Annotated in this window: 8 protein-coding genes and 1 pseudogene; all 9 read left to right on the forward strand. The window is 56.6% G+C overall.

Features of this window, described 5'->3' with window-relative positions:
- Positions 1-137, forward strand: a pseudogene (tuf, locus tag RMO15_RS21750) (elongation factor Tu); the annotation flags it as partial.
- Between the two features lie 63 nt (positions 138-200).
- The gene (rpsJ, locus tag RMO15_RS21755; protein WP_184197095.1) at positions 201-509 is read left to right on the forward strand and encodes a 30S ribosomal protein S10; all 309 of its coding nucleotides are present in this window, start codon (positions 201-203) and stop codon (positions 507-509) included.
- 62 nt (positions 510-571) lie between these two features.
- Positions 572-1,252, forward strand: coding sequence for a 50S ribosomal protein L3 (gene rplC / locus RMO15_RS21760; RefSeq protein WP_309717083.1), 681 nt, complete (start codon positions 572-574; stop codon positions 1,250-1,252).
- A gap of 12 nt (positions 1,253-1,264) precedes the next feature.
- Positions 1,265-1,915, forward strand: a complete 651-nt coding sequence (gene rplD, locus RMO15_RS21765) for a 50S ribosomal protein L4 (RefSeq protein WP_309717088.1) — start codon at positions 1,265-1,267, stop codon at positions 1,913-1,915.
- Position 1,916: 1 nt separating this feature from the next.
- A complete protein-coding gene (gene rplW / locus RMO15_RS21770) occupies positions 1,917-2,237 on the forward strand; it encodes a 50S ribosomal protein L23 (RefSeq protein ID WP_309717091.1) in 321 nt (106 codons plus the stop codon).
- A 3-nt stretch (positions 2,238-2,240) separates the two neighbouring features.
- Entirely contained in the window at positions 2,241-3,071 is an 831-nt protein-coding gene (gene rplB, locus RMO15_RS21775) for a 50S ribosomal protein L2 (RefSeq protein WP_309717094.1), read from the forward strand.
- A gap of 92 nt (positions 3,072-3,163) precedes the next feature.
- A complete protein-coding gene (rpsS, locus tag RMO15_RS21780; protein WP_309717097.1) occupies positions 3,164-3,451 on the forward strand; it encodes a 30S ribosomal protein S19 in 288 nt (95 codons plus the stop codon).
- Positions 3,452-3,462: 11 nt separating this feature from the next.
- Positions 3,463-3,963 carry a 50S ribosomal protein L22 gene (gene rplV / locus RMO15_RS21785; protein ID WP_369016151.1) on the forward strand — a complete coding sequence of 167 codons (501 nt, stop codon included), beginning with the start codon at positions 3,463-3,465 and terminating at the stop codon, positions 3,961-3,963.
- Between the two features lie 3 nt (positions 3,964-3,966).
- A partial coding sequence (gene rpsC, locus RMO15_RS21790) for a 30S ribosomal protein S3 (protein ID WP_369016152.1) occupies positions 3,967-4,801 on the forward strand: 835 nt, incomplete at its 3' end.

Genomic DNA, 4,801 nt, shown 5'->3' on the forward strand with positions numbered 1-4,801 from the left:
TGGTGATGCCGGGTGATAACGTCACGATTAAGGGCGAGCTGATCGCTCCTATCGCGATGGAAGAGGGTCTTCGGTTTGCGATCCGTGAGGGTGGCCGAACCGTAGGCGCTGGCGTCGTCTCGAAAATCATAGCCTAGTGAGGCAGAGCGGGAGGGAGCATGGCTCTCTCCCGCTTTTTCTGCGCCTCAGAAAAGAAATTTATGCGAAACGATAAAGTACGAATCCGCCTACGGGCCTTCGATCACCGTGTTCTGGATCAGTCTGCGGAGAAAATCGTAGACACTGCACGCCGTACAGGTGCCAGGATCGCCGGGCCGGTTCTTCTGCCCACCGAGAAGCGGATATTTACGGTGCAGCGCAACGCGACCATTGACAAAGAGTCTATGGAGCACTTCGAGATGCGCACGCACAAGCGTCTGATTGATATTCTCAATCCAGGCCCGAAGACCATTGATGCGCTGATGCGCCTCGACCTGCCTTCTGGTGTGGATATCGAGATCAAACTCTAAGAAAAATTAAGCCGCGTCACGCAACGGGTTAAAACCCGCCAGGTGCGCCGTGGAGGTTTGTTATGCCAGTAAAGGGCATTTTCGGTCGTAAGATCGGGATGACACAGATTTTTGATGACGAAGGCCGGGTCGTTCCGGTGACGGTAATTGCAGTTGAGCCTTGCGTCATTGCTCAGCTTAAGACCGTTGACAATGATGGCTACAGCGCAGCACAGCTTGCGTTTGAAGAGTGCAATGTCAACCGCTTAAACCGGCCTGAGCAAGGACATCTTGCCAGCGCCGGAGTTCAGCCGCGCCGCTACCTGAAAGAGTTCGATCTTCAGGATGGAGCCACGGTTGCTGTCGGCGATACGGTCAGTGCAAGCGATATCTTTGCCGTGGACGAGCGAGTCGTCGTGGTTGGTGTGAGCAAGGGTAAGGGATTTGCCGGTGTTGTGAAGCGCTACCACTTCCATGGTGGCGATATGACTCACGGCTCGATGATCCATCGCAAGCCTATGTCAGGTGGTGCTACCGATGCCGCTCGTACGTTCAAGGGCAACAAGAAGCCGGGCCGTATGGGTAACGAGCAAGTAAGCCAGCAGGGACTGCGTGTGGTGCGCATTGATGCTGAGAAGAACCTCCTTTTGGTGAAGGGCGCTGTGCCTGGTGCCAATGGCGGACTGCTTTCCATTGAGAAGGCTCGCCGTGCGGAGAAGGTTCGTGTTCGCCAGGAGACGCAGCGCTCCAGCAAGAAGAAGTAACGGAGTTTAACTATGCCTACGTTGGCGATAAAAACGAATAATGGAAAAACGGCAGGAGAGATCTCCCTCTCTGATCGCGTCTTTGGGGCTGAGCGAAATATCTCGCTGATGCACCAGGCGGTGATTGCAGAGCTGGAGAACTGGCGTCAGGATACCCGAAACGCCCCTGGACGGGGTGAGATGCTGGGTGGTGGGCGCAAGCCTTTCAAGCAAAAGGGAACGGGGCGTGCGCGCCAGGGTTCTATTGTTGCCCCACACTGGACCGGTGGTGGTGCCGCTCATGGCCCACACCCTCGTGACCTTGGTAACAAGATCAATAAGAAGATGCGCCGCGCTGCCGTCTGGTCCGCGCTCTCCGCAAAGCTGGCCGATAGTGAGATGGTAGTCGTCGAAAACTTCGGGCTCGCAGATAAAGTGAGTACTAAGACGGCTGCTACTTTCCTGAAAGAAGTGACCGGTGGAGCTCGCAAGTCGCTCGTCATCATTGATGAGGCCGATGAGCTGACGGTAAAGAGCCTACGCAATATTGAGGGCGTCAACATTCGTGTTGGCAAGCGTCTCTCGACCCGTGATGTCGTGGATGGTGGAGTCGTGGTGATTACCAAGGCTGCTGCCGAAGTCCTGAGCGGCTGGGCGGACGAGAAGGAAGAGAAGGAGGCGTAAGATGCCAGGGATCTATGAGATTATCGAGCGCCCGATCATCACCGAGAAGTCTCTCACGATGAACGGCGAGCGCAAGTACGCCTTCGCAGTCCACCCGGATGCGAATAAGTATCAGATTCGCGAGGCGGTGGAGAAGCTCTTTACCAATGGCGATGGCGAAGGTAAGCTGACCGTCACTGCGGTCAATACCATGAATGTCAAGGGGAAGACCAAGCGCTACCGTGTGTTTGGACGCCACAGCGTAAGCAAGACCCCCGGCTATAAGAAAGCGGTTGTGACGCTGGCTGAAGGCCAGAGCATCACGCTGTTCGAGGGAGTGTAAGCAATGGGAATTCGACGTTTTAGGCCGATCACCCCTGGGCGACGCTTCATGGCGATCTCCGACTTTAGTGACATCACCAAAAGCAAGCCGGAGAAGAGCCTGGTAGAGCCAATCAAGAAGAAGGCCGGTCGTAACAACACCGGTCGTATGACCATCCGCAACCGTGGTGGTGGTAACAAGCGAATGTACCGCATCATTGATTTCAAACGAAACAAAGATGCAGTAGCGGCAACAGTGGCAGCGATCGAGTACGATCCAAACCGCACTCCGCGTATCGCACTTCTGCAGTACGAAGATGGTACCAAGACCTACATTCTGGCTCCGGTCGGAATCAAAGTCGGGGATGATATCGCAAGTGGGCCGACGGCTGACATCAAGCCGGGCAATGCGCTTCCGATCGCTAATATCCCCGTTGGTACGCTGATTCATAATATCGAGCTAAGTCCTGGAAAGGGCGGCCAAATGGCGCGCTCTGCCGGAGCCTATGCTCAGCTCATGGCAAAAGAGGGCAAGTATGCCACTCTCCGCCTGCCATCGAGCGAAATGCGCCGTGTGCTCCTGACCTGTCGCGCCACTATTGGCCAGGTAGGAAATCTGGAGCATGAGAACGAGTCTCTGGGTAAGGCGGGCAAGTCCCGCTGGAAGGGGCGTACGCCCCACGTTCGTGGTGTGACCATGAACCCCCGAGAGCACCCGCACGGTGGTGGTGAGGGCAAGAGCCCTGTTGGCCGTAAGAAGGGCCCTGTCTCTGCGACGGGTGTTCCTGCGATTGGTTTCAAGACCCGTCGTAACAAGTCGACGAATAAGTTTATCGTCAAGCGACGCACGAAGTAGTTTGTGTGTCCGTGTTGGCCAGTGTAGAGTTTCTCTGCACTGGCTACGCACCCGGCAGAGAGTCTCTGCGCCTGGGGCAGGAGTTTTATTTTATGGGACGATCTTTGAAGAAGGGGCCCTTTGCGGACCCTAAACTTCTCGCAAAGGTAGACACCCTCAATGAAGGCGGAAAGAAGACCATCATCAAGACTTGGTCTCGTCGTTCGACAATCTTTCCTTCTTTCATCGGGCATACTTTTGCGGTACATGATGGGCGCAAGCACGTGCCTGTCTTCATCACTGAGAACATGGTCGGGCACAAGCTCGGCGAGTTCGCACATACCCGGCCTTTTAAGGGCCACGCCGGCGGGACGGGTCAGTCCAGCCGCATGAGAAAGTAAGGGGGAGCACAATGGAAGCAAAAGCTACCGCCTGTTTCGTGCGGATGTCACCTCGTAAGGTGCGTTTTGTGCTGGACACAGTCCGCGGCAAGTACGCTCAAGAGGCGCTGGATCAGCTAAAATTCACGCCCAATCACGCCGCTGCAGAGATCGCCAAAGTGGTGAACTCAGCCTGCGCCAACGCGATCAATAACTTTGAGATGAGCCCGGATTATCTGAAGATTATCCGTTGCTATGTTGACGTGGGCCCGACCATGAAGCGCGTAAAGCCTCGTGCTCAGGGTCGTGCGTATCGCATCTTGAAGCGCACCAGTCATATCACCGTGATCGTGGCTGAGGGCGAGGCTCCGCCGCGCAAGACCGGTCGCAAGACGGAGAAGAAGCCACCTCTGCGTGCTGCTCTCCCGGTTCCCGCTGAGGCTGCAAAGACTGAGGAAGAACCCAAGGTTGAAGAGGCGACTGCGCCTGCTGAGACCACCGAGACGACTGAGACCGCCGAGGCAGGGGAATAAATCATGGGACAAAAAGTTAACCCAATCGGGTTTCGCATTGGCGTTATTCGTGATGCGGACTCCAAGTGGTATGCCGATAAGCAGTACGCACAGTTCCTCAAAGAGGACTATGTTATCCGCAAGACCATCAAGAAGCGAAAAGGCTTCGAGAATGCCGCTATCTCCAAGATTGAGATCGAGCGCCAGGCTAACCAGGTTCGCGTGACACTTCACACTGCCAAGCCCGGAATTATCATCGGTCGTGGTGGCTCGGGCATTGACTTGCTCCGGGTTGATCTGGAGAAGATCACGTCGAAGACGGTTCACGTTAATGTGGCCGAGATTCGCCATCTGGAGACCAACTCGCAGCTGGTTGCCGAGTCTATCGCGCAGCAGATCGAGAAGCGTATTGGCTACAAGCGTGCGATGCGTCAGGCCGTAACCCGCGCCATGAAGCTGGGAGTGCTGGGAATCCGCACACAGGTTTCGGGCCGTTTGGGTGGCGCTGAGATGGCACGCCGTGAGAAAGACCGCCAGGGCAAGGTGCCTCTTCACACCCTGCGCGCCGACATTGACTACGGCTTTGCCGAGGCAGTGACAGCTTACTCCACTATCGGAGTGAAGGTCTGGATCTACAAGGGCGATATCCTCCCCGGCGCACGCCGTCCGGTGGAGAACCCCACTGCACCGCGTGATCGTGGTGGGCGGGATCGTGATGATGAGCGCCGTGGTGGCCGTGGTGGCCGTGGTGGTCAAGGCGGCGACCGTGGTGGCCGTGGTGGCCGTGGTGGTCAAGGCAGTCGTGGCGGCCAGGGTGGTGGTCAAGGCGCTCGTGGTGGCCAAGGCGGTGGCGGCGGCT

Origin of the sequence: Armatimonas sp., from assembly GCF_031410135.1 — a bacterium.
GTDB lineage: Bacteria > Armatimonadota > Armatimonadia > Armatimonadales > Armatimonadaceae > Armatimonas.

Excerpts from the sequence above, each read along its gene's own strand:
- rpsJ (WP_184197095.1), top strand. The coding sequence starts at position 201 with ATGCGAAACGATAAAGTACGAATCCGCCTACGGGCCTTCGATCACCGT.
- rplC (WP_309717083.1), top strand. The coding sequence starts at position 572 with ATGCCAGTAAAGGGCATTTTCGGTCGTAAGATCGGGATGACACAGATT.
- rplD (WP_309717088.1), top strand. The coding sequence starts at position 1,265 with ATGCCTACGTTGGCGATAAAAACGAATAATGGAAAAACGGCAGGAGAG.
- rplW (WP_309717091.1), top strand. The coding sequence starts at position 1,917 with ATGCCAGGGATCTATGAGATTATCGAGCGCCCGATCATCACCGAGAAG.
- rplB (WP_309717094.1), top strand. The coding sequence starts at position 2,241 with ATGGGAATTCGACGTTTTAGGCCGATCACCCCTGGGCGACGCTTCATG.
- rpsS (WP_309717097.1), top strand. The coding sequence starts at position 3,164 with ATGGGACGATCTTTGAAGAAGGGGCCCTTTGCGGACCCTAAACTTCTC.
- rplV (WP_369016151.1), top strand. The coding sequence starts at position 3,463 with ATGGAAGCAAAAGCTACCGCCTGTTTCGTGCGGATGTCACCTCGTAAG.